This window comes from Xanthomonas sp. fls2-241-TYG-148, assembly GCF_030208815.1.
In the GTDB taxonomy this organism is placed as follows: Bacteria; Pseudomonadota; Gammaproteobacteria; order Xanthomonadales; family Xanthomonadaceae; genus Xanthomonas; species Xanthomonas campestris.
In genome coordinates this window covers 63,241-85,624 of the sequence record NZ_JARVTE010000018.1, presented here as the reverse complement: position 1 = coordinate 85,624, position 22,384 = coordinate 63,241, and the positions used below count along the sequence as shown (strand labels likewise).

Below are 22,384 nucleotides of genomic sequence, written 5' to 3'. Positions count from 1 at the left end.
GCACCGGTCTCGACTCAGCGCTTCACGCCGGGAAAGCCCAGCTTCTCGCGCTGCGCGTAGTAGGCCTGCGCCACGCCCTGCGCCAATGCACGCACTCGCAGGATGTAGCGCTGGCGCTCGGTCACGCTGATCGCACGGCGCGCATCCAGCAGATTGAAGGCGTGGCTGGCCTTGGTGACCTGTTCGTACGCCGGCAGCGGCAGGCCCACCTCCACCAGATGCTTGGCTTCGGCCTCGCAGGCGTCGAAGCGGTGGAACAGCTCTTCCACATTGGCATGCTCGAAGTTGTAGGCGCTCTGCTCCACTTCGTTCTGGTGGTACACATCGCCGTAGCTCACCGGCGTGCCATCCGGGCCATAGGTCCACACCAGGTCGTAGACGTTGTCGCAGCTCTGCAGATACATGCACAGCCGTTCCAGCCCGTAGGTGATCTCGCCGAGCACCGGCTTGCACTCCAGCCCGCCAGCCTGCTGGAAGTAGGTGAACTGGGTCACCTCCATGCCGTTGAGCCAGACTTCCCAGCCCAGCCCCCAGGCGCCCAGCGTGGGCGATTCCCAGTTGTCTTCGACAAAGCGCAGGTCATGCACCAGCGGGTCGATGCCCAGCGCCTGCAACGAGCCCAGATACAGGTCCTGGATGTTGTCCGGGTTGGGCTTCATCGCCACCTGGTACTGGTAGTAACGCTGCAGCCGGTTGGGGTTTTCGCCGTAGCGGCCATCGGTGGGACGGCGCGAGGGCTGCACGTAGGCCGCATTCCACGGCTCCGGTCCCAGCGCGCGCAGGAAGGTGGCCGGATGGAACGTGCCCGCGCCCACTTCCAGGTCCAGTGGCTGGATCAGCACACAGCCCTGTTCGGCCCAGTACTGGTTGAGGGTCTGGATCAGGCCCTGGAAAGTGATTGGAACGCGCCGGGAATCGGACATGCAGCAAAGGCCGTGCGGAAGGGGTGCGCTAGTATACCGGCCGACCCGCAGCGCTTTGCCGCGGGAGCACCGCCGCAGGGGACTACAGCAGATGGAACAGCGGCGCCCGGCCGATCCCAGCACCTCCGCACCGCTGCCGCGCGGACGCCTGATGTTCGATCCGGTGGCCGCCGCGCTGCTGGCCGATGGCATGGTGGTGCCGCACGAACACGAGCGCGTGCAGTTCTCCGCCGCCGGCGTGCGCAACGCCAGCGAAGTGCATCCGCTGGTGCTGCTGGCCAACCTCAAGCTGCACGCCGCGCAGCCGCCAGCCGGTGAGCTCGGCCTGGAGCGGCTGACCGAATGGCTGGCCACCCGCACCGGGCTGCGCTACCTGCGCATCGACCCCACCCGCATCGACGTGGCCGCGGTCACCGGCGTGGTCTCGCATGCGTATGCACGCCGCCACCGCATCCTGCCGCTGGCACTGGACGCCGAGCGCGTGCTGGTGGCCACCAGCGAGCCGCTGGCGCTGGACTGGCTGGCCGACGTGCAGCACCTCAGCCGCCGGCGCATCGAGCTGGCGCTGATCAACCCGCTGGATCTGCACCGCTACACGATGGAGTTCTTCGGCGTCACCCAATCGGTGCGTGGCGCGCGTGGCGATGCGCGCAGTGTCGAACCCGGCTCAGGCCTGCCCAGCTTCGAACAGCTGGTGGAATTGGGCCGCGCCGGCGACGTCAACGCCGACGACCACCACATCGTGCATATCGTCGACTGGCTGCTGCAGTACGCCTACGAACAACGCGCTAGCGACATCCATCTGGAACCGCGCCGCGAAGCCGGGCGTATGCGTTTTCGCATCGACGGTGTGCTGCACAAGGTGCTGGAAGTGCCGCCCACGGTGATGACCGCGGTGGTCAGCCGGATCAAGGTGCTCGGGCGCATGGACCTGGCCGAACGCCGCCGCCCACAGGACGGCCGCATCAAGACCCGGTCGCCGGGCGGGCGCGAAGTGGAAATGCGTCTGTCCACGATGCCCACCGCGTTCGGCGAGAAGTGCGTGATGCGTATCTTCGACCCGGATTCGGCATTCAAGAGCATCGAACAACTCGGCTTCAGCGCCGAAGAAGCCGCCGGCTGGAGCGCGCTGGTGGAGCGCCCGCATGGCATCGTGCTGGTCACCGGCCCGACCGGCTCGGGCAAGACCACCACGCTCTATTCCACGCTCAAGCGCCTGGCCACGCCGGATGTGAATGTCTGCAGCGTGGAAGACCCGATCGAAATGATCGCCCCCGAATTCAACCAGATGCAGGTCCAGCAAAACATCGATCTGGATTTCGCCAGCGGCGTGCGCACGCTGCTGCGGCAGGACCCGGACATCATCATGATCGGCGAAATCCGCGACCTGGAAACCGCGCAGATGGCGGTGCAGGCCTCGCTCACCGGGCACCTGGTGCTGTCCACCCTGCACACCAACGATGCCGCTTCGGCGATCACCCGCCTGCTCGATCTGGGCGTGCCGCACTACCTGGTCGCCTCCACGCTCAACGGCGTGCTTGCCCAGCGCCTGGTGCGCACGTTGTGCGTGCATTGCAAGCGCCCGCACACGCTCAGCGAGGCGGATTGGGCGGCCATCCAGGAACCGGGCGAAGCCTTGCCGGAGGTGCTCACCGTGCACGCCCCGGTCGGCTGCCTGGAATGCCGCCGCACCGGTTACCTGGGCCGCGTGGGCCTGTACGAACTGCTGCCGGTGACCCCACGCTTGCGTAGCCTGATCCGCGCCGACACCGACCTGGCCAGTTTCAGCCAGGCCGCCCGCGGCGACGGGCTACGCACCCTGCGCCGCACCGGCCTGGAAAAGGTCGCCGCTGGTCTGACCACGGTGGAAGAGGTGCTGTCGGTGTTGCCACCTCGGGAATAGCGGATTGCTGGGGTTTGCACCGTTAACGGCGCAGGCACCCCTCACCCCAACCCCTCTCCCGGCGGGAGAGGGGCCTCGATCGCGCCCCGGCCCGCGTTTGCGACGTGGACGCCCAAAGGCACGCGCGCCAGTGGCGCGCAAGCCGTGCCCTCTCGCCCGGGCGGTAGAGGGGCTCGCTCCGTTCTCACACCGTTGCTCCCTTCTCCCAGCGGGAGAAGGTGCCCGAAGGGCGGATGAGGGTACGTCAGCACGCACATGTTGCAAGTCGCAATCGGCGGGGAATTCTCACCATTGACCAAGTCCACGGCACGGCCGAGGACGGCCGAATCAGTGGCGCGGCGATCACTGCACACTCAAGTCGGGGACCAACGTGACCACAAACCATCCCAGCCATCACTGCTCTTCCCTGCACAGCGCGCGTAGCCAGCCCCCCCCCCCCGCCTAGCCCGGTCTCCAAACCTCATACATAGCCATCCGGCATAACCTTAGCTACATGCGTTGGCACGCCAGTTGAAAAAACCCGGCCGCTGCTGCCTACAATCGGACCCATCCATCGCTGCCGGGTGTTTCGTCCGCATGTCCGCCTTGCCGTTCCTGATCATCGAAACCGGCCACCCTGTGTCGGGGATGAAACGGTACGGGCGATTTCCGCACTGGATCCGCGTGGCGGCCGGGCTGGCCGAGCGTGAGACGGTGGTCATCGATGTCGCCAACGGCGACCGCCTACCCGACCGCCGCGGCTTTGCCGGCACCTTGATCAGCGGCTCGGCCGCGTTCGTCACCGATCGCGCCGACTGGAGCGAGCGCAGTGCGGAGTGGCTGCGCGATGCGGCGCACGCCGGCATGCCCTTGCTGGGCATCTGCTACGGCCACCAGTTGATCGCACACGCGCTCGGCGGGCAGGTCGACTACAACCCGGCCGGGCGCGAATCCGGCACCATCGCCCTGGAACTGCACCCGCCCGCGCACGAAGACCCCTTGTTCGGCGGGCTTCCGCCGCAGTTCCCGGCGCATGCCACCCATTTGCAGACCGTGCTGCGTGCGCCCGACGGCGCGGTGGTGCTGGCGCGCTCGCCGCAGGATCAGTGCCACGCGTTCCGCTGGGGCCAGTCCACCTGGGGCGTGCAGTTCCACCCCGAGTTCGCCACCCACCATATGCGCGGCTATGTGCGCGCGCGGGCGGACTGCATCGCCCGCCACGGCCGCTGCGCCCGCACCGTGGCCAGCGAGGTCAGCGCCGCACCGATGGCGCGCAAGCTGCTGCGGCGCTTCGTCCACCACGCACGTGGCTTGCAAACTGTGGCCGGCCATCCCGCCGCGCACACGCAAAAGCAGCGATAATCCCCATTCGCCGGGTGGTCCGGTGCGTATCGATCCGGAATGGGAATGAGCGAAATCCGCAAGGTGCCGGCATCTGCCGGCGCAGAATGGCTGTTGACCGGGTTCTCCCTGCTGAAGCGGGCGCCGCTGGCGCTGGGCACGCTGGGGGTGATCTGGAGTGTGGCCGCCACCCTGGTGGTGTCGCTGTCGGTGCTGGTGCCGTTGCTGGGCCCGGCGCTGCAATTCCTGATGGTGCTGGCCGGCCCGTTGTTCATGGGCGGCCTGCTGTGGGCGGTGCGCGAAGTGGACGAAGGCCGCGTTGCCCGGCCCGGGCACCTGCTGCACGGCCTGCAGGACGGCCGCGCGCCGCATCTGCTGGTCTCGCTGTTGCCGCAGTTGCTGGCCGGCCTGGTGCTGGGCGTGCTGCTGCTGGTGATGATCGGCCCGAGCGGGCTGCAGCAGCTGTCCGAGGTGATGGTCAAGATCAACGAGATCAGCCAGTCCGGCGCGCAGCCGGACCCGGTGCAGATCGAGCAACTGGCCGCCAGCTTGCCGGCCGGCCGTATCCTGCTGTGGTTGCTGCTGATGGTGGCGACCTTCGCCGCGCTGACGCTGGCCCTGTTCGTGATGCCGCCGCAGGTGATGTTCGACCGCAGCACCGGCGGCCATGCGTTGCGCGAAAGCCTGCGCGCCAGCCTGCACAACCTGCCGGCGATGCTGGTGTTCTTCGTACTGGCCTTCATCGCCATCTTCGCGATCTATTTCGCGGTGATGATTGTGGCGCTGATCGTCGGCCTGGTGGCCGGCCAGACCGTGGCGATGTGGCTTGCCCAGCTGCTGCTGATGGCCGTGCTGATGCCGGTCTTCGCCGGCTCGGTATACGCGGCCTGGAAGCAGATGTTCACCCACGAAGGCGCCGTCGCCCGCCCGCCGCCGCCCTCGCGCCCGGACGTATTTGCTGCCTGATACCGCAGCATCCGTAAGAGCGCGCTTGCGCGCGATGCGGCTCTACCGGTAAGGCCTCGTCGCGCACAAGTGCGCTCCTACCAGAAGCCATTCTGGCGAGCGCGGAGGCTAGCTTCTCTCGACGCCGGAGATTTCCCGGAAAAGCCCATCGCGCCCGGGTGCGCTCCTACGAAATTCGATCCGGTTCCGCAGCGTCAGACCGTATGGTCGAGTTCCACCCGAACGGTCGTGATGCAGTCGGGTATGGCGCCAAATGGCAATGGATGCGCTGCAAACACGTTTTCGTAAATGATCACCTCCGCACCTGAGCGCGTTGCGTGCAGATGCCCCACGCCGCTGAAAGACGTGTTCGCAGTCTCCCGCAAGCGCGCATTGCGCCCGTGGAAAAGACCGCTTGCCGCACGGCCAGACGCATCGATTCGGACCGTCAGCTCGCCATACATGGCGCTGAGAAAGTCATGCTGTTCGGTACCGAACAGCTGCATCGGATCAACCGTGTTGTGAATCAACAAGATGGCCGGCATGCCCGCACTGGCGGCGACGCGCAGCTGGGCACGCGCCTCGGCAATCTTCTGACGGACGTGCCAGCCAATGGTTCGTGACCATCCACCGTCTGGATCGACTCCGCGTCTACTTTCGATCTGCTTGATTTCGACGGCCACCGCCGTGCTGCCCAGCCGGACGTGATAGTCGGGTGTACTGGCAGACGTCTCGGCAATCCGCTGACAGTCCAACCGATGGTGGGCGCAGAAAATCTCGAATAGCTGCTCCGAAGCGGTTTTCGGCATTTTCGATCCAACCTGGTGGCTGGATGCAGCCTACGCGTCTGTCAGCACCTTCGTGTCCGGGAGCGTGTTTGTACCCGTGCCACGGCATCCGTAAGAGCGCGCTTGCGCTGCTGCGCGCACTAACTCGCCTTCGGCGCCACGGCACGTGAGGCGATGATGCCCAGTTCGTAGAGCAGGCACATCGGGATGGCGAGCATCAGCTGCGAGACCACGTCCGGGGGAGTGAGCACGGCGGCCAGGACGAAGATGCCGACGATGGCGTAGCCGCGGCCTTCGCTCAGCTGCTTGGGGCTGACCCAGCCCATCAGCACCAGGATCACCAGCGCCACCGGCAACTCGAAACTCGCGCCGAAGGCGAAGAAGATCGCCAGCACGAAGTCCAGGTAGGAATTGGCGTCCGGCGTAATGGCGATGACGTCCGGCTTGAAGGTCGTCAGGAAGTGGAACACCGCCGGCAGCACCAGAAAGTACGCAAACGCACAGCCGATGTAGAACAGCGCCACCGCCGAGGCCAGCAACGGGAAGGCCAGCTTCTTTTCGCGCTGGTACAGGCCCGGCGCCACGAACGCCCATGCCTGGTACAACAGCCACGGCACGCTGAAAAACACCGCCACGAAGAAGGTCAGCTTGAGCGGGGCGAAGAATGCGCCGGCCGGGTTCATCGCGATCATCGTCTGCCCCAGCGGCAGCTGCGAGATCAGCGGGGCGGCGAGCCACGAGTAAATGGTGCGCGAGAACGGCAGCAACGCGATCAGCACCACACCCAGGCCGATCAGCGCGCGGACCAGCCGGCTGCGCAATTCGACCAGATGCTCGATCAGACTGCTTTCGGCCTGTGCGTCGTCGAACAGGCTCAAGGCGCCTTCTCCTGGGGACTGGTGCTGCTGGCGGTCACCGACGCGCTGGGAGCATGCGTCGTGACCGGGGTGGAGGTCAGGCTGCCGTGCGGTGCCGGCACCAAGGTCTGCTTGGGCGCCGGCGCCATCGGTTGTGCCTGGGCGACCACCGGCGCAGGCGCTGGAACAGGCGCGTGCGGCTGCGCGCTGCCCGGCTCCAGCACCACCGGCGCATCGGCCGGCAGCTCGAGCGGTGCGGCAAGCGGCGTGGCGCTGGTGCGGATGTCGATATCGCGGCCGACCTCGTCGTGGAGTTCGCGTGCTTGGTCATGCAGGCCGCGTGCGCCGTCTTCGACCTGTTGCTGCGTGTTGCGCAGCTGGCCTTCGGCTTCGCGCAGCGACGCCTGTACATCCTGCAGGCTGCGCTTAAGCTCTTCGGCTTCGAGCTCGCGTTCGAGTTCCTGCTTGACCGAATCCCACTGCATGCGCGCGCGGCGCACCCACAACCCGGCAAATCGCGCGGCCTTGGGCAGGCGCTCGGGACCGAGCACCACCAGGGCAACCACCGCGATCAGCGCCAGCTCGCTAAACCCAATATCGAACACGGACGCTGTTCCGGATCAGCGCGCGTCGCGGTCGCGCTCGGCCTGCGCCTCGCGGGCCTGCTCGGCGCTACGCGAGTCGTCGCCGAGCTTGCCAGCCGGCTTGTCGTCGTCGTGCATGCCCTTCTTGAATTCCTTGACTGCGCTGCCGAGATCCTTGGCACCACTGGTGAGCCGCTTGGTGCCAAACACCAGCAGCACGATCACCAGCACGATCAGCCAGTGCCAAATGCTGAAACTGCCCATGATCCGCTCGCTCGCTTGAAGAATAGGAGACTCAGGATACCCCACCGCACCGCGCAGGGGGATGACAGCCGGTCAGCGGTTGCCGTCTAGTGATTCGGTGCGGATTTCACCATCGGAGACCGGCTGAAAGCCTTGCTGCTGGGGCGGCGTGGCCGAGGGCTGGATCGGCATGGTGCTGGCCTCGTTGCCCGGCGGCGGTGGCGTCGCCGGGGCCTGCGCGGGCGACTGGCTGACCGGGCGCGGCGCGGGCGGCGGCGTGTCGCCATCGCTGCTGCGGTTGGTGCGCGCGGTGTAGGTGACCTCTTCCAGACGGTCGCGGAAGGCGATCACGTCGGTGGACGGGCGCTCGTTGGTGCGGCCTTCGAAGATCATGCGCGGGGTGGCGCCGCCGCCGTAGGCGTTGAGGTCGGCGGCATCGTCGATCTGCAGCACCGCGCCGTCCAGCGCCACGCCAGCAAACAGGCCACGGGCGCGCGACCAGGACCAGATTTCGGCCTTGAGCTGGCCGTCGGTGGCGGCGGCGGCGTTGCGGCCCACCGGGCCTGCGGCCACGCCGGCATCGGCGCCCAGGGTGAACTTGCCGTTGACGATGTTGTCCAGGCTGCGGTCGTTGCGGAACACCAGCACCACATCGGAAGACTGCACGCCGGCCTGGAAGCCGATGCTGCCGCCGGTGAGCTTGACGAACACCGGCTGCGACCAGCTGCCGTCAGCGTTCTTCATCGACATCAGGCCGTGGCCGCGACGGCCGCCAATCACCAGGCCGGCCTTGAGCGTGTCGGGGATGACCACGATCGCGCGCGCTTCGTCGAGCAGCTTGTCGGGGATGGCCTGCTCGGGGATGTTCATGATCTCGTTGAGCACCCGCACCGCATTACGCGCGCGCTGATCCTCTTCCGGGCCCGCCACGGCATGGCCGGCAGCGAAGGTCAGCGACAACAACAGGGCCAGGCGCGACAAACGAGGCATGACAAGCTCCAAAGGGCAATCCGTCAAAGATAAATCAATGGCGCGACGTTAGTCGCGGGGCAATGAATCGGTGGTGAGCGCACCCGGGGCGCAGACGGGCCCGATCGCAGTGATCGGATCGGTGCATTCGGCAGGCTCGCCAAGCTCTGCCAGAATGGTCGCCATGAACACCACTTCCGACACCGCTCTGCTGGTGGTCAACCTCGGCACCCCCGAGTCGCCCACTGCCCCGGCCGTGCGCCGCTACCTGGCCGAGTTTCTCAGCGACCGCCGCGTGGTCGCCATCCCGCCGCTGTTCTGGAAGCCGCTGCTATATGGCGTGATCCTGCCCATCCGCGGCCCCAAGTCGGCAGAAAAATACGCCAAGGTGTGGCTGCCGGACGGCTCGCCACTGGCGGTGTACACGCGGCGCCTGACCGAAGGCCTGCAGCAGGTCATGCCCGACTGGCACGTCACCTGGGCCATGCGCTACGGCGCGCCGGCCCTGCGCAAAGCGATGGATGGCCTGCGTGCACGCGGCATCAAGCGCATCGTAGTGCTGCCGCTGTATCCGCAGTATTCGACCACCACCACCGCCTCGATCCAGGACGTGGTGGATGCTTGGCGCCCGAGCGCGCCGGAGATCGCGGTGGAGGTGATCCAGGACTATTGCGAAGACGCCGGCTGGGTGGCGGCGATCGCCGATTCCATCCGTGCGCACTGGCAGGTGCATGGGCGCAGCGAGAAGCTGATGTTCTCCTTCCATGGCCTGCCGCAACGCGTGGCCAACGCCGGCGACCCGTATCCGCAGCAGTGCGAACGCAGCGCGCAGGCGATCGTCACCGCGCTGGGCCTGGGCCCGGATGCGTGGCAGATGGGCTACCAGTCGCGCTTCGGTGCAGAACGCTGGTTGCAGCCGTATGCCGAACCCACGCTGTGGGCACTGGCCGAAGGCGGCGTGCGCAGCTTCGACCTGGTGTGCCCGGGCTTTGCCACCGACTGCCTGGAAACGCTGGAAGAAGTGGCGCTGGGCTTTGCCGAAACGCTGGCCGAACGCGGCGCCACGCTGAGCTACATCCCCTGCCTCAATGACAGCACCACGCATGCGCAGGCGTTGGCCGCAGTGGCCCGCCGCGCGTGAGGTTGCAGCCGTTTCACTGCGACTTGCCGATTGGCCGCATCACCGGGCTGCGCACTGCCGAGCGCGGGCCACGCCGGGTGTTGGCGCTGCATGGCTGGCTGGACAACGCAGCCAGCTTCCTGCCGCTGAGCGCGCACCTGCCGGCCGATGCGCTGGATCTGGTGTTGCTCGACCTGCCCGGCCACGGCCACAGCGCGTGGCTGCCGGTGGGCGCCGAATACACGCTCAGCAGCGCCATCCACAATTTGCTGCTGGTGGCCGATGCGCTGGGCTGGGAACGCTTCACCGTGCTGGGCCACTCGCTCGGCGGCGGTGTGGCCAGCCTGATGGCCGCGGCTGCCCCGGAACGGGTCGAGGCTTTGATCGCGATCGAGGCGCTGGGCGCGCTGGCCGAGCCGGTGGAGAGCACCGCCAGCCGTCTGCGCGAGGCTGTCAGTTCCACGCGCACGCTGGCGCAGCGGCCGCTGCGGGTGTTCCCGTCGATGGAGATGCCGGTGCGTGCGCGCATGATGGCCAACCAGCTCACCGAGCCGGCGGCCCGCCTACTGGTGGAGCGCGGCGTACGCGTGGTGGAAGGGGGCTACAGCTGGTGCTCGGACCCGCGGCTCACCCTGCCCACCGCCATCCGCATGACCGAAGTGCAGATCGATGCGCTGTTGAGCAGTATCGTTTGCCCCACCCAGGCCATTTTCGCCACGCCGGCGCAGCCGTATTTCCCCGACGACCTGCGCGACCATCGTGTGGCGATGGTGGCCGACGCGCGCCTGCACCTGCTGCCCGGCACGCACCATGTGCACATGGTGGCACCCGAGGCGGTGGCGGCGGTGATCAATGCGTTCCTGGCTGGGCTGCCGACGCCGCGCGCGTAAGAACACACGCTCCGCTGACAACGGCATTCGACAAACGCGTGCACTGAAAAACGCATCGTGTGTAGTTGTTTGCACGGCGGATCACTGCACATCACCATCGAGGTCTCGCGTTGAACACGCCTGTCCACGTTGTCACCGCGATCGAAGCGTTCCAGGCGTGGCACACGCCGTGGACATTCTTCGACAGCGTGTGCGCGTCACTGCAAGCGCAGGACCGCCCTCTTCTGCAGCAGGTCTGGGCTGCAGCCTGCGACCCGCAGCTGTGGCGCGGCAATGAGCCGCTTGCTGTGATGATTGATGCCGTGCAGACCGCATTGGCGACCCGTTATCCGTGGCTGTCGTTGCCTGCGTGTGGGCAGCTGGCGCGCGCAGCGGCGTATGCGTGGCGGTAGCGCGATGCACGTGGCGCCGCACGCACTGCCGTGAGGTCTGCGTTGTCCAGCCCGGCCCTGCCGGTTTTTACAGCACTGTCAGGCGTCGGCAAATCAAGACGGCTGGACAGATGGGAGATCTCGGTGCGGCGTCAGCGCACCACGCGTCCCTTCTCTGGCGCCAGTGAGGTTGCGTTCGCCCAGAGTGTCCAGCACGCGCGCTTGCGCGCCGCCGATCACTCCGCCTGCAGCAACCGCCGCAGTTGCGCCTTGAGCTGGCGGCCGTGTTCGTGGAAATAGCTGCGCTCGTCGCGCCAGGCGGGAAAGCGCTGTTCCACCTCGGCCCAGAACGCCGGCGAATGGTTGGCCTGCACCAGATGGCAGAGCTCGTGCACCAGCACGTATTCGAACGCCGAGGGGCGGCCGAGCACCAGCGCCAGGTCCAGCGCCAGCGAGCCGTCCGGTGCCAGCGAGCCCCACTGCGAGGACATCACCTTCAACCGCAGACGGGCAGGCGCGCGCGGCAATCCCGGCAGGTAGGTGGGCAGCCAGCGGCCGATATCGGCGCGCGCCTGCGCTTCGTAGAATTCCTTCAAGGTGCGCCGCAGCCCGGCATCCCCCAGGCGCGCCGGGACGTGGAACTGGGCGCCGTCATCGGTGATGTCGATGCGGGCATAGCGCCCGTCGTGCCAGCTCAACGGCAGCAACGCGCCGCGCAACGGCAGCAGGCCGGGCACGCCACGCTCCAGCGGCGGTAGCGCATCCACCTGCTGGTAGCGCGACAGCTGCGTGCTCAGCCAGTCCAGATGCGCGTGCAAAAAACGCTCGCCGGCCACCAGGCTTGCACGCAGCGGCAGGGTCAGCCGCGCGCCGCGTTCATCCACACGGAGCTTGATGCGCCGCGCGCGCGGGTCGCGCACGCGCAGCACGACGATCTCGCGCCCTTCCAGCTGCAGGCGCACGCAGTCGCGTTCGACGACCTGCGGTGCGGGTGCGATGAGGCGGCGGACAGGCTTGAACATGGCCACAGGATAGCGCTGCGATGTGTCAGCCGGTGAGACCGATCAGGCCTCGGCCTTGCTCAGCTTCAAGGCGTCTTCCAGCAACAGGAACAGGCGTCGCACTTCGGCGCTCATCAGCGCAAAGCGCGCGTCGAGTTCGGCACGTGCGCCGTCGCCTTCGCTGTGCTCGAGCTGGTCCAGTGCGCCATCAAGGAACTTGAGCTTGCGGATCACCAGATCGTCGCCGAGCACGAAGGACAGGTTGTCGTCCATCACCAGCGCCAGCTTGGTGACCTGCTTGCCCGCTTCCAGGTGCTTGTCGATCTCGTCGCCGCGCAATTCCTGGTGCTGGCACTTAACCACCGCACCGCCTTCGATCGGGTCCTTCATCTCGCACTCTTCGCCCAGGCTCAGGCCTTCGGGCAACGGCTCGCCGGCGATCCAGCCGGTGAGGATGGCGCGCGGGGCGACTTCGGCATTCAACGGCAGCGCCGGGAAGCTGCCGAGTGCGCCGCGGATCTCGCTCATCACGTTCTCGCCGCTCTTGCGGCTGGAGGTGTTGACCGCGATGTAGCCGTGCTGCAGGTCCAGGATGGCGTCGGTGCGCGAGCTCTTGACGAAGGCACGCGGCAGCAGCTCGTGGATCAGGTCGTCCTTCAGACGCTTGCGCGCTTTGCCACCGGGGCGGCGGCCTTCCTTCTCTTCGATCTCGGCCACCTTGCGCTCGAGCAGATCGTTCACCACCGCGCCGGGCAGGATCTTGTCTTCGCCGCCAACGGTGAGCCACAGGAAATCCTCAAGCCGGTGCGAGAGTAATTCGTGCTCGTCGCGGCCGAACGGGGAGATGAATCCGCGCGAGGTCATTTCCAGCGGGCCAACCGGCTTGAGCTGCACCTGCGGCAGCAGCGTTTCGATTTCGGAAAAATCCAGGGTGGTCGGGAAGCGGAACAGCGTGAGATTGCGAAAGAACATGCGAAAGACCGAAGAGGAGGAAAGAAGGTGGCGCGGGAGTGAGGTGGTCGGTAACGGCGTCTGCGCTAGTCGCGCGCGTGCTCGGCAGCGCTGCCGGCCAACCAGCCAGCGGCATCGGGCAGCGGTGCATCGGCGCCGCCGCCCAATCCCAGAAAATCAAATAACGTGCGGTCGGCCAGCTGCTCCGGACGCACATCGCCCAGCGCGCGGGCGATCTGGTCCACGCGGCCGGGCTGCTCGCGGTCCCACTGCTGCAGCATGCGCCCGACCTGCTGGCGCTGCAGGTTTTCCTGGCTGCCGCACAGGTTGCAGGGAATGATCGGGAACTGGCGGGCCTGCGCGTAGGCGGCGATGTCGGCCTCGCGCACATAGGCCAGCGGGCGGATCACCACATGCGCGCCGTCGTCGCTGCGCAGCTTGGGCGCCATCGCCGCGAGCCGGGCGTGATGAAACAGGTTCATGAAAAAGGTCGCCACGATGTCGTCGCGGTGATGGCCCAGCGCAATCTTGGTCACCCCGTGCGCCTGCGCGTAAGCGTAGAGCGCGCCACGGCGCAGCCGCGAGCACAGCGAACACATCGTCTTGCCCTGCGGGATCACCCGGCTGACCACCGAATAGGTGTCCTGTTCGATGATGTCGAACGGCACCTGCTGGGCGCGCAGGTAGGTGGGCAGCACGTCGGCGGGAAAGTCCGGCTGCTTCTGGTCCAGGTTCACCGCCACCAGCGTGAACGGCACCGGGGCCTTGCGCTGCAGCTGCAGCAGCATGTCCAGCAAGGTGTAGCTGTCCTTGCCGCCGGACAGGCAGACCATCACCTTGTCACCGGGGGCGATCATGCCGAAATCGGCAATCGCCTGGCCCACCGCGTGGCGCAGCCGCTTGGCCAGGCGCAGCGGCTCGCGCTGCAGCCGCGGGGTGCGCGGCGCGGGATCGGCCAAGGGAAGCGGCAGCGGCAGGACAGCGGTCATAAGCCGGCCATTGTAGCTGGCCGGACCGCCGCTGCCTGAGCGCCGGCCCGCTGGCGCGGCGTGACCGCGCCGATGCCGGCGATGGCCGTCGCGCCTGCCTTGGCGGCGGCCGGCCACTGGCAGCCCCGCCCCCTGCGGCGATTGTGTGACAGCGCACGCGGCCGCGCTGCGCATCTCGCAGCGCAGCAAGCCTTTCTGGCGCGGGCTGGGTAAAGTCGCCCGGACCGTTCGACGCAGGATCGGCATGACCCACTCGGCTTCGCTGCATGGCGCGGCTTTTTTCAGTCGCAGTTTTGGTAGCGCTAACATTGTGCAACCCCCGAGCGTGCGCTGCATGCAACCCTGCTCCGCGCGCAGCACCGTCACGGCGTTGCGCGCAGCCCCATTGCCCTCTCCCTCTGCAGGAGCTTGACCCCATGAGCAACACCGTTTTCATCGGCGCGAAAGAATATTTCCCCGGCATCGGCAAGATCGGCTTCGAAGGCCGTGATTCGGACAACCCGCTTGCGTTCAAGGTGTACGACGCCAACAAGCAGGTCGCCGGCAAGACCATGGCCGAGCACCTGCGCTTTGCAGTGGCCTACTGGCACAGCTTCTGCGGCAATGGCGCCGATCCGTTCGGCCCGGGCACGCGTGCGTATCCGTGGGATGTCGGCAACACCGCGCTGGCGCGTGCCGAAGCCAAGTCCGATGCCGCGTTCGAATTCTTCACCAAGCTCGGTGTGCCGTACTACTGCTTCCACGACATCGATCTGGCGCCGGATGCGGACGACATCGGCGAGTACGAAAACAACCTCAAGCACATGGTGGGCATTGCCAAGCAGCGCCAGGCCGATACCGGCGTCAAGCTGCTGTGGGGCACCGCCAATCTGTTCTCGCACCCGCGCTACATGAATGGTGCCTCCACCAATCCGGACTTCAACGTCGTGGCGCGCGCCGCAGTGCAGGTCAAGGCTGCGATCGATGCCACGGTGGAGCTGGGCGGCGAGAACTACGTGTTCTGGGGCGGCCGCGAAGGCTACGCCTGCCTGCACAACACGCAGATGAAGCGCGAGCAGGACAACATGGCGCGCTTCCTCACCCTGGCACGCGACTACGGCCGCGCGATCGGCTTCACCGGCAATTTCCTGATCGAGCCCAAGCCGATGGAGCCGATGAAGCACCAGTACGACTTCGACAGCGCCACGGTGATCGGCTTCCTGCGCCAGCATGGCCTGGACCAGGATTTCAAGCTCAATATCGAAGCCAACCACGCCACGCTGTCGGGCCACAGCTTCGAGCACGATCTGCAAGTGGCCAGCGATGCCGGCTTGCTCGGCAGCATCGATGCCAACCGTGGCAACCCGCAAAACGGCTGGGATACCGACCAGTTCCCGACCGACCTGTACGACACCGTCGGCGCGATGCTGGTGGTGCTGCGTCAGGGCGGGCTGGCACCGGGAGGGCTGAACTTCGACGCCAAGGTGCGGCGTGAATCGTCCGACCCGCAGGACCTGTTCCTGGCCCACATCGGCGGCATGGACGCGTTCGCACGCGGGCTGGAAGTGGCCGACGCGCTGCTGACCTCCTCACCGCTGGAAACCTGGCGCGCGCAGCGTTACGCCAGCTTCGACAGCGGCGCGGGCGCAGACTTTGCCAACGGCACCAGCACGCTGGCGGATCTGGCCACGTACGCCGCCGGCAAGGGCGAGCCGACGCAACTCAGCGGCCGCCAGGAAGCCTACGAGAACCTGATCAATCAGTACCTGACGCGTTGATGTCTCGCTGCTGCTCGCCCAGTGCATCGGGCGAGCGTGCAATGCCGTGACGCTGGCGACAGCGTTTACGGCCCGGCGGAGGGCTGCTCTGCCGCGTCGGCTGCCGGTGCAGCCACCGAATCCCGCTTGACCAGCAGGTGTGCGACCACATGATCGACCATCGTCCGCGCGGGCCGCTCCTTGGCGCGAATCGTCTTCAACAAGATGTCCAATGCGGCATCGGCCATGGCCGCGATCGGCTGCTGCACGGTGGTGAGTTCCGGCCACACCGCGGTGGCGGCAGAGGTATCGTCGAAGCCGACCACCGACAGATCACGCGGCACATCCAGCCCACGCCGGTGCGCGACCGAAATGGCAGCGGCGGCCATGTCGTCGTTGCTGGCGAAGATCGCGCTGGGGCGCCGCTTGCGTGCGAGCAACTTTTCGGCCGCAAGCAGACCCGAGCGGTAGGTGTAGTCGCCAGGTTGCACCAGGTGACGATCCAGGCGCAGGCCGGCATCGGACAGCGCGGCCTGGAATCCCTCAAAACGCCGCGTGCTGGCCGACAGGTTCGGATGGCCGGCGATATAGCCGATGCGCGTGTGGCCCTGCGCGATCAGATGCTCGGTGATTTCCTTGGCGGCGGCGAATTCGTCGATGCGCACACAGGCCACATCCGGGCTGAAATGGTTGGAGGCGATTGCCACCACCGGCACCTTCGCACGCACCAGCTCCAGCACCGCCGCCTTGGATTCGCACAGCGGCGGCGGCAGGATCACACCAGCCACGCCCTTGGCGAGCTTGCGTGCGGCCTTGCGCTCGGCATCGGCGTCCAGATCGTCCCAGCAGTCGATGACCAGCTGGATCGAGGTGCGCGATGCCACACGCAACACACCGAGCAGCAATTCGCGCAGATACGCACCGCTGGGGTCGCTGTAGATCAACGCGATGCGCGTGCTCTGTGCGGCGGCCAACGCGCTGGCAGCGAGGTTGGGGGTGTAACCCAGTTTGTCGACTGCGCGCATGACGCGCGCGCGCGTGGCGTCACGCACATTGCCGTTGCTGTTGACCACGCGCGATACCGTCATCGGCGAGACCTTGGCCAGCGCTGCCACCTCGTTGATAGTGATCGCACGGCTGGTGCGGCGGACCGATTTCCTGACCTTCTCCAAGCGTGGCCTCTTCAAATGGCTGACGAACATGCGGTATGCAAGCGCACCGCGGCGCTGGTGCAGCGGCGAGCAACGCGCCTGGCTGTGCGTCGCATGGTACCGGGAAGCAGGCAGAGCGGCGACAGGCACGCACATCACGATCAGGCAACCGGATGCAAGGTATGAGCGCACGCATGACCAGGAAATTTGTGCGGCGCACGCAGGCCGCCTGCGCGCATTGGCTGCTGCTGGCGTTGCTGGTGTGCAGCGCGGTGTTGCCGGCGATGACCGCGCATGCCGAGGACGGCTACGATTTATGGTTGCGCTACCATTTATTGCCCGATGCGGCACAGAAGCAAGGCAGCGCGCGCGAATTGGTCGTGCTGGGCGCAACGCCCACGCTGCAGGCAGCCGGTGACGAGCTGCAGCGCGGCCTGCACGGTCTGCTCGGTGTGGCGCCGGCGCTGACGCAAGCCGCCACGCGCGATGGCGTGATCGTGCTGGGGACCGCGCAGACACCGCAGATTGCCGCGTTGGGCCTGGCAACCCAAGCATTGGGGCGCGAGGGTTACCTGATCCGCAGCACGCGCGTGGATGGGCACCAGGCGACCGTGATTGTTGGCGGCAGCGATGTGGGCGTGTTGTACGGCGCGTTCCATCTGCTGCGGCTGGTGCAGACCGGGCAGTCGCTGAGCGCGCTGAATCTCCGGCAGACGCCACGGCTGCAGCTGCGCCTGCTCAATCACTGGGACAACCTGGATGGCGTGGTGGAGCGTGGCTATGCCGGCGCCTCCTTGTGGAACTGGCAGACCCTGCCCGGCTACCTGGACCCGCGCTACACCGACTATGCACGCGCCAACGCCTCGCTCGGCATCAACGGCACGGTGCTCAACAACGTCAACGCCAAAGCGTGGAGCTTGACGCCGCAGTATCTGGACAAGGCCGCGGCGCTGGCCACGGTGTTTCGCCCCTATGGCATCCGCGTGTTTCTCAGCGCGCGCTTCAGTGCACCGATCGAGATTGGCGGTTTGAAGACCGCCGACCCACTGGACCCGCAGGTGCAGCGTTGGTGGCGTGAAACGGCCGATGCGATCTATGCGCGCATCCCTGATTTTGGCGGGTTCTTGGTCAAGGCTAACTCCGAAGGCCAGCCGGGCCCGCAGGATTACGGCCGCAGCCACGCCGACGGTGCCAACCTGCTTGCCGATGCACTGGCGCCGCACGGCGGCGTGGTGATGTGGCGTGCGTTCGTCTATTCGCATGAGCAGCCGGACGACCGCGCCAAGCAGGCGTATAGCGAATTCCTGCCGCTGGATGGCACGTTCCGCGACAACGTGATCGTGCAGGTGAAGAACGGTGCGATCGATTTCCAGCCGCGCGAGCCGTTCCACCCGTTGTTCGGTGCAATGCGCAAGACGCCACTGATGCCGGAGTTCCAGATCACCAAGGAATATCTAGGCTTTTCCACGCATGTGGCTTACCTGGGCAGCCTGTTCTCCGAAACGCTGCAGGCCGATACCTATGCGCGCGGCAAGGGCTCGACCGTGGCAAGGACGGTCGATGGCAGCCTGTTCAAGGCCACCACGCGCTCGCCGCTGACCGGGATTGCCGGGGTGGCCAACATCGGGGCAGATCGCAACTGGAGTGGCTCGATCTTCGACCAGGCCAACTGGTATGCGTTCGGGAGGCTGGCCTGGGATCCGGATCTGCGCCCGGAAGCGATCGCGCAGGAATGGGTGCGCATGAGCTTTTCCAACGACAGCGCGGTGGTCACGCCGGTGGTGGACCTGTTGTTGCGCTCGCGCGAGGCGGTGGTGGATTACATGACCCCGCTCGGCCTGCATCATCTGATGGGGCGTGGCCATCATTACGGCCCGGCGCCGTGGGATGCCGGCAGCGAGCGCCCGGACTGGGACCCGGTGTATTACCACCGCGCCGATCGCAACGGGATTGGATTTGATCGCAGTGCCAGTGGCAGCAATGCGGCTGCGCAATATGCCGGCCCGGTGGCGCGCGTGTTCGGCAACCTGCAACGCGTGCCCGAGCGTTACCTGCTGTGGTTCCACCACGTGTCATGGGATCACCGCATGGCCTCGGGGCGGCCGCTGTGGGACGAGCTGGTGTGGCATTACGACCACGGCGTGGATGAAGTGCAGCAGATGCGTGCGACGTGGCAGCAGCTGCACGGCCGCATCGATGCGCAGCGTTACCAGCAGATCGCAGCGTTCCTGGCGATCCAGCAGGACGAAGCGCAGTGGTGGCGCGATGCCAGCATTGCGTATTTCCAGCAGGTGTCCGGCCGTGCGTTGCCGGCTGGCACGGCGCCACCGGCGCATCCGCTGGCGTACTACCAGGCGCTGAAGTTTCCATACGCACCGGGGAACCCGAAATGAGTGCACGGACACGGGTGGCATTGATCGCGGCGCTGAGCGTGTTGCTCGCACCTTCCCATGCAGCGGCGGCCGATGCGCCATTGCTGCATGCGTTATTCCAGCCGCACATGGTGCTGCAACGTGATGCGCCGATCCGCCTGTGGGGCGATGCGCCGGCCGGCGAACAGGTGACGCTGCGCCTGGGCGAGCAGCAGGTGCAGGTGCGTGCCGACCGCCAGGGACATTGGCAGGCACGCCTGCCGGCGCGCGCCGCCGGTGGCCCGTACACGCTGAGTGCGCGCAGTGCAGGCGGCGTGACCCAGCAGCTGGACGATGTGCTGGTGGGCGATGTCTGGCTGTGCTCGGGCCAGTCCAACATGGAGCTGCAGGTGCATCGCACGCTGGATTCGCGCAGCGAAATCGCCGACGCCGATCACCCCACCATCCGCATGTTCAAGGTGCCGGCGCAGTCCAGCCCAACCCCGCAACGCAGCTTCGGGGGCGCTGCCGTCTGGCAACCCACCACGCCTGAGACGGTGAAAGATTTTTCTGCGGCTTGCTATTACTTCGCACGCGAACTGCAGAAGACCGTGGCGGTGCCGATGGGCTTGATCAATGCTTCGTGGGGCGGCTCGCAACTGCAGGCGTGGATCGGTGACGCCGCACTGCGCGCGGCCGGCGATGATGGCCCCGCGCTGGACGTGCTGGCGCGTTACGCCACCAGCCCGACCGATGCCGCGCCACGCTGGGGCAGGTTGTGGGAAACCTGGTGGCGTGCGCATGGCGACGGCGCGCCGTGGCAGCCGGATGCGCCGGGCGCATGGCAACCCGCGCCGGCCACGCTCGGTGCCTGGGACGAGTGGGGCGTGCCGCAGCTGGTCGGTTTCAACGGCATGGTCTGGTACCGCAGCACTGTCGAGCTGACCGCGGCGCAGGCCGCGCAGGAGGCCACGCTGCTCCTCGGGCCGGTGGACGAACTGGACCAGACCTGGGTCAACGGCCATGCGGTGGGCAGCAGCTACGGCGCCGACCAGCCGCGCCGCTACAGCGTGCCACGCGGGCAGCTGCAGGCCGGGCGCAACAGCATTGTGCTCAACGTGCTCAACACCTATCGCCGTGGGGGGTTACTGGGCGATGCGTCCTCGCGTGCGCTGCAGCTTGCCGACGGCAGCCGCGTGCCGCTGGATCGCCCCTGGCAGTACCAGATCGTGCCGGCCGCAGTGGGCATGCCGCCCCGTGCGCCCTGGTCGTCGGCGGCCGGGCTGACCACCTTGTACAACGGCATGATCGCCCCGCTCGGCCAGCTGGGTCTGCGCGGCGTACTCTGGTACCAGGGCGAGTCCAATGCCGGCGATGCAGTGCACTACCCGGCCTTGCTCGACGCCTGGCGGCGCGACTGGCGGCAGCGCTTCGGAGCGCAGCTGCCGCTGCTGGTGGTGCAGCTGGCCAACTACGGCATGCCGCCTACCCAACCGGTGGAAAGCGGCTGGGCGCAACTCCGCGAAGCGCAGCGCCGCTTCGTGGCCGGCGATGCGCATGCCGGGCTGGCGGTGGCCATCGATATCGGCGACCGCTACGACATTCATCCGGCCAACAAGCAAGAACTTGGGCGGCGCCTGGCACGTGCGGCGCGCAAGGTGGTGTATGGCGAGGCGATTGCCGCTTCCGGCCCGGTACCGCGCGATGTGCAACGCGATGGCGAGGCACTGCGCGTGCGCTTCGATGCCGTGGACACCGCCTTGCAAAGCTACAGCGCCAGCGCGCCGATCGGCTTTGAGGTCTGCGGCGCGGCCAGCGGCAGTTGCCACTACGCGCCGGCAAGCGTGCACGGTGACACCGTGACGCTGCGCGTGCCGGCCGACCTGCAGGCCACGCGCGTGCGCTACTGCTGGGCCGACAGCCCGGTGTGCACCTTGTACGACCGCAGCGGCCTGCCTGCAGGCCCGTTCGAACTTCCCATCACTGCCGCCACTTCCCGATGAGCGAGACCCCGATGTCACAGACCGTCGACTCCCCCTCCCCGCTGCAAGGCTCGGCCCGCGATCGCGAGATCGTCGAGGCGCGCGTCATCGTCACCTGCCCGGGGCGCAACTTCGTCACCTTGAAGATCCGCACCCGCTCGGGCATCACCGGGCTGGGCGATGCCACGCTCAACGGCCGCGAACTGGCGGTGGCAGCGTACCTGCAGGAACACCTGGTGCCGAACCTGATTGGCCGCGATGCCGGGCGTATCGAGGACATCTGGCAGTTCTTCTACCGTGGTGCGTACTGGCGGCGCGGGCCGGTGACAATGAGCGCGATTGCCGCGGTGGACGTGGCGTTGTGGGACATCCTGGGCAAGATGGCCGGCCTGCCGCTGTACCAGTTGCTGGGCGGGCGCTCGCGCGAAGGTGCGCTGGTTTACGGCCACGCCAACGGCCGCGACATCGCCGAAACCAGCGACGAGGTGGGCCGCTTCCGCGAGATGGGCTTTATCGCCATCCGCGCGCAATGCGGCGTGCCCGGCATCAAGAAGACCTACGGCATCTCCAGCGGTGGCAAGCCGTACGAGCCGGCCGAGAGCGAACTACCCACCGAAACCGTGTGGTCCACGCCGCGCTACCTGGGGGTGGTGCCGAAGTTGTTCGAGCAGCTGCGCGCCGACCACGGCGATGAGATCGAATTGCTGCACGATGCGCACCACCGCCTCACGCCGATCGAAGCCGCGCGCCTGGGTCGCGACCTGGAGCCGTACCGCCTGTTCTGGCTGGAAGACGCCACCCCGGCGGAGAACCAGCGCGCGTTCGAAGTGATTCGCCAGCACACGGTGACGCCGCTGGCGGTGGGCGAGGTGTTCAATTCGCTCTGGGACTGCAAGCACCTGATCGAGCAACAGCTGATCGACTACATCCGCACCACCATTGTCCATGCCGGCGGCATCACGCACGTGCGCAGGCTGGCCGATTTCGCCGCGCTGCATCAGGTGCGTACCGGCTTCCACGGTGCCACCGATCTGTCGCCGGTGTGCATGGGCGCGGCCCTGCACTTCGACACCTGGGTGCCCAATTTCGGCATCCAGGAATACATGTTCCATTCCGACGAGGCCAATGCGGTGTTCCCGCACGACTACGTGTTCCGCGACGGGCGCCTGCATTGCGGCGAAACGCCCGGGCATGGCGTGGACATCGATGAAACCCTGGCCGCGAAGTACCCCTACGTGCCCAAGCAGTTGCCGATCGCGCGTCTGGAAGACGGCGCGATGTGGGACTGGTGAGGCGCATGCGTGCCTTAC

At 67.0% G+C, this 22,384-nt stretch carries 19 protein-coding genes; 9 read left to right on the top strand and 10 right to left on the bottom strand.

Features of this window, described 5'->3' with window-relative positions:
* Nucleotides 1-14: 14 nt before the first annotated feature.
* The gene (glyQ, locus tag QRM60_RS16890) at nucleotides 15-923 is read right to left on the bottom strand and encodes a glycine--tRNA ligase subunit alpha (protein ID WP_285446669.1); all 909 of its coding nucleotides are present in this window, start codon (nucleotides 921-923) and stop codon (nucleotides 15-17) included.
* Between the two features lie 91 nt (nucleotides 924-1,014).
* Here glyQ and QRM60_RS16885 point away from each other — a divergent pair, with 91 nt between their 5' ends.
* From QRM60_RS16885 to QRM60_RS16875, 3 genes are all read left to right on the top strand, one after another.
* A complete protein-coding gene (locus tag QRM60_RS16885; protein WP_285446668.1) occupies nucleotides 1,015-2,826 on the top strand; it encodes a GspE/PulE family protein in 1,812 nt (603 codons plus the stop codon).
* Between the two features lie 576 nt (nucleotides 2,827-3,402).
* Nucleotides 3,403-4,167 carry a glutamine amidotransferase gene (locus QRM60_RS16880; RefSeq protein WP_285446667.1) on the top strand — a complete coding sequence of 255 codons (765 nt, stop codon included), beginning with the start codon at nucleotides 3,403-3,405 and terminating at the stop codon, nucleotides 4,165-4,167.
* Nucleotides 4,168-4,212: 45 nt separating this feature from the next.
* Nucleotides 4,213-5,112, top strand: coding sequence for a BPSS1780 family membrane protein (locus QRM60_RS16875; RefSeq protein ID WP_011039159.1), 900 nt, complete (start codon nucleotides 4,213-4,215; stop codon nucleotides 5,110-5,112).
* A 194-nt stretch (nucleotides 5,113-5,306) separates the two neighbouring features.
* On the opposite strand, the gene QRM60_RS16870 is transcribed toward QRM60_RS16875, so the two are convergent.
* The 5 genes from QRM60_RS16870 to QRM60_RS16850 form a co-directional block, all read right to left on the bottom strand.
* Nucleotides 5,307-5,900, bottom strand: coding sequence for a hypothetical protein (locus QRM60_RS16870; protein WP_042595858.1), 594 nt, complete (start codon nucleotides 5,898-5,900; stop codon nucleotides 5,307-5,309).
* 119 nt (nucleotides 5,901-6,019) lie between these two features.
* On the bottom strand, nucleotides 6,020-6,757 hold the full coding sequence (gene tatC, locus QRM60_RS16865) for a twin-arginine translocase subunit TatC (protein WP_011039160.1): 738 nt from the start codon (nucleotides 6,755-6,757) through the stop codon (nucleotides 6,020-6,022).
* Nucleotides 6,754-7,341 (bottom strand): Sec-independent protein translocase protein TatB, encoded by a 588-nt coding sequence (gene tatB / locus QRM60_RS16860; protein ID WP_285446666.1) that lies wholly within the window; start codon nucleotides 7,339-7,341, stop codon nucleotides 6,754-6,756. The genes tatC and tatB overlap by 4 nt, the downstream gene beginning before the upstream one ends.
* A gap of 15 nt (nucleotides 7,342-7,356) precedes the next feature.
* Nucleotides 7,357-7,584: a Sec-independent protein translocase subunit TatA gene (gene tatA / locus QRM60_RS16855; RefSeq protein ID WP_011039162.1), complete on the bottom strand. Its 228-nt coding sequence runs from the start codon at nucleotides 7,582-7,584 to the stop codon at nucleotides 7,357-7,359.
* A gap of 72 nt (nucleotides 7,585-7,656) precedes the next feature.
* Nucleotides 7,657-8,553: a YSC84-related protein gene (locus tag QRM60_RS16850; protein ID WP_057673647.1), complete on the bottom strand. Its 897-nt coding sequence runs from the start codon at nucleotides 8,551-8,553 to the stop codon at nucleotides 7,657-7,659.
* Between the two features lie 154 nt (nucleotides 8,554-8,707).
* On the opposite strand from QRM60_RS16850, the gene hemH reads away from it, so the two are divergent.
* Both hemH and QRM60_RS16840 read left to right on the top strand, forming a co-directional pair.
* A complete protein-coding gene (hemH, locus tag QRM60_RS16845; RefSeq protein ID WP_043921524.1) occupies nucleotides 8,708-9,673 on the top strand; it encodes a ferrochelatase in 966 nt (321 codons plus the stop codon).
* Nucleotides 9,670-10,542 carry an alpha/beta hydrolase gene (locus tag QRM60_RS16840; protein ID WP_285446665.1) on the top strand — a complete coding sequence of 291 codons (873 nt, stop codon included), beginning with the start codon at nucleotides 9,670-9,672 and terminating at the stop codon, nucleotides 10,540-10,542. The genes hemH and QRM60_RS16840 overlap by 4 nt, the downstream gene beginning before the upstream one ends.
* A 607-nt stretch (nucleotides 10,543-11,149) precedes the next feature.
* On the opposite strand, the gene QRM60_RS16835 is transcribed toward QRM60_RS16840, so the two are convergent.
* The 3 genes from QRM60_RS16835 to ttcA form a co-directional block, all read right to left on the bottom strand.
* Entirely contained in the window at nucleotides 11,150-11,935 is a 786-nt protein-coding gene (locus QRM60_RS16835) for a SprT family zinc-dependent metalloprotease (RefSeq protein ID WP_285446664.1), read from the bottom strand.
* Nucleotides 11,936-11,977: 42 nt separating this feature from the next.
* Nucleotides 11,978-12,886, bottom strand: a complete 909-nt coding sequence (locus QRM60_RS16830; RefSeq protein WP_114999333.1) for a recombination-associated protein RdgC — start codon at nucleotides 12,884-12,886, stop codon at nucleotides 11,978-11,980.
* 65 nt (nucleotides 12,887-12,951) lie between these two features.
* On the bottom strand, nucleotides 12,952-13,854 hold the full coding sequence (gene ttcA / locus QRM60_RS16825) for a tRNA 2-thiocytidine(32) synthetase TtcA (protein ID WP_115541525.1): 903 nt from the start codon (nucleotides 13,852-13,854) through the stop codon (nucleotides 12,952-12,954).
* Between the two features lie 416 nt (nucleotides 13,855-14,270).
* Here ttcA and xylA point away from each other — a divergent pair, with 416 nt between their 5' ends.
* Complete coding sequence (gene xylA, locus QRM60_RS16820) at nucleotides 14,271-15,611, top strand: xylose isomerase (protein ID WP_285446663.1); 1,341 nt, start codon at nucleotides 14,271-14,273, stop codon at nucleotides 15,609-15,611.
* Between the two features lie 65 nt (nucleotides 15,612-15,676).
* Here the strand turns inward: xylA and QRM60_RS16815 are convergent, their stop codons facing one another.
* The gene (locus tag QRM60_RS16815; RefSeq protein WP_029216879.1) at nucleotides 15,677-16,762 is read right to left on the bottom strand and encodes a LacI family DNA-binding transcriptional regulator; all 1,086 of its coding nucleotides are present in this window, start codon (nucleotides 16,760-16,762) and stop codon (nucleotides 15,677-15,679) included.
* 161 nt (nucleotides 16,763-16,923) lie between these two features.
* On the opposite strand from QRM60_RS16815, the gene QRM60_RS16810 reads away from it, so the two are divergent.
* From QRM60_RS16810 to manD, 3 genes are read left to right on the top strand one after another with little or no spacing between them, the layout of a single operon-like run.
* On the top strand, nucleotides 16,924-19,134 hold the full coding sequence (locus QRM60_RS16810; RefSeq protein ID WP_285446662.1) for an alpha-glucuronidase family glycosyl hydrolase: 2,211 nt from the start codon (nucleotides 16,924-16,926) through the stop codon (nucleotides 19,132-19,134).
* On the top strand, nucleotides 19,131-21,095 hold the full coding sequence (locus QRM60_RS16805) for a sialate O-acetylesterase (protein WP_285446661.1): 1,965 nt from the start codon (nucleotides 19,131-19,133) through the stop codon (nucleotides 21,093-21,095). The genes QRM60_RS16810 and QRM60_RS16805 overlap by 4 nt, the downstream gene beginning before the upstream one ends.
* A gap of 11 nt (nucleotides 21,096-21,106) precedes the next feature.
* Nucleotides 21,107-22,366 carry a D-mannonate dehydratase ManD gene (manD, locus tag QRM60_RS16800; RefSeq protein ID WP_011039173.1) on the top strand — a complete coding sequence of 420 codons (1,260 nt, stop codon included), beginning with the start codon at nucleotides 21,107-21,109 and terminating at the stop codon, nucleotides 22,364-22,366.
* Nucleotides 22,367-22,384: the final 18 nt, after the last annotated feature.